Annotated in this window: 1 pseudogene; it reads right to left on the reverse strand. The window is 44.6% G+C overall.

Annotated elements, in window-relative coordinates:
- Positions 1–1,011, reverse strand: a pseudogene (locus ACFIL8_RS10390) (transporter); the annotation flags it as partial.
- Positions 1,012–1,349 lie beyond the last annotated feature (338 nt).

Here is a 1,349-nt window from a genome sequence, read left to right on the forward strand (position 1 = left end):
CATTGTATTAATAGATGGTTTTTGTTCGTGAGACGGTTTTGGTTGTTCAATTGCTGTGTGTGGAGAGGAAGTTTTTGGGACGACAGTATCGCTTTGTTTTCTGTTTTCCATACGGTGCGGTTTTCTTGAAGGCGGGACGGCATATGTTCCACTGTCTTGTGATGATGAACTGCTTTGCTGCCTCACTTTCATATGTGATGATGTTTTGGGTCTAACACTTGATTCGTGTGTTTCAGGATTTTGAATTTTTGTGCCGTTTTGTGCTCTTTCTCTCATGCGTGGGGGAAGGGGCGGAGCCACTTTTGTCTGTAGAGAAGGGGATTCTTGAGCAGTTGGTTTGTTTTGTTCTCTATCTTTTGCACGCGGTGGTCTTTGTGGGGCCATTTTTATGCGCGTGGAGGGGCTTTCTTGGGTTTCATGCTTTTGGATTTTTGCGTCGGCTTGTGTTTTTTCTCTCATACGTGGGGGCGGGGGCGGGGCCATTTTTTTTTGCGGGGAAGGGGACTCTTGAACTGTTGGTCTATGTTGTTGCCTCTCTTTTGCACGCGGAGGTTTTTGTGGAGCTGCTTTTGTGTGCGTGGAGGAGCTTTCTTGGTTTTTTGAGTTGGAGATTGTTGTGCCGGTTTGTGTTTTTTCTCTCATGCGTGGAGGAAGGGGCGGAGCCACTTTTGTCTGTAGGGAGGGGGACTCTTGAACTGTTGGTTTATGTTGTTGCCTCTCTTTTGCACGCGGGGGTCTTTGTGGGGCTGCTTTTTTTTGTGGGGGAGGCGTCTCTTGGTTTTTGGCGTTAGGAGGCATTGTGCTGGTTTGCATTGGGCTTTTCATACGTGGGGGAGGTGGTGGAGCAACTTTTGGGTGGGGGGATAAATTTTCTGGGCGTTTTTCTACAGTTGCTTTTGGCAAACTTTGAGAAACTTGGGAAGGAGGGGTTCTGGTGGGGGATTGTTCAGCCGGTTGTTGAAATTTTTCCATCATTTCGGTGATAAAAGGGGAGGGATTTCTTTTTTTCATGCATGTTCCTTTCAAACTCTTCCAATATTGTTTTTAAATACTATTTAAAAATGTACGTTGGTTTTTATTCTGTTTTATGCTTTTTCATTTGTTTCTATGAGAGAGGATATGAAACTGAATGGTTTCGCATGATTTGACTCTCTTGGCTCAGATCATATTCATTCTCTAAAGATTGTTTTCTCCAGTGTTTGGGTTAAGGGACGGAAAAATAAATTTTGTTTCAATTTTCTCTCTTTCTTGGCGCAAACACCTCTTTCCTGTGTTGCGCCAAGACGTTGGATTCAACGTGAAAACTTATGTCTGTTTAGCTGGCAAAAGCCATCGCTTTTGGGGCGGCA

Source organism: Bartonella sp. AP57NXGY (genome assembly GCF_042195805.1).
Taxonomy (GTDB): Bacteria; Pseudomonadota; Alphaproteobacteria; order Rhizobiales; family Rhizobiaceae; genus Bartonella.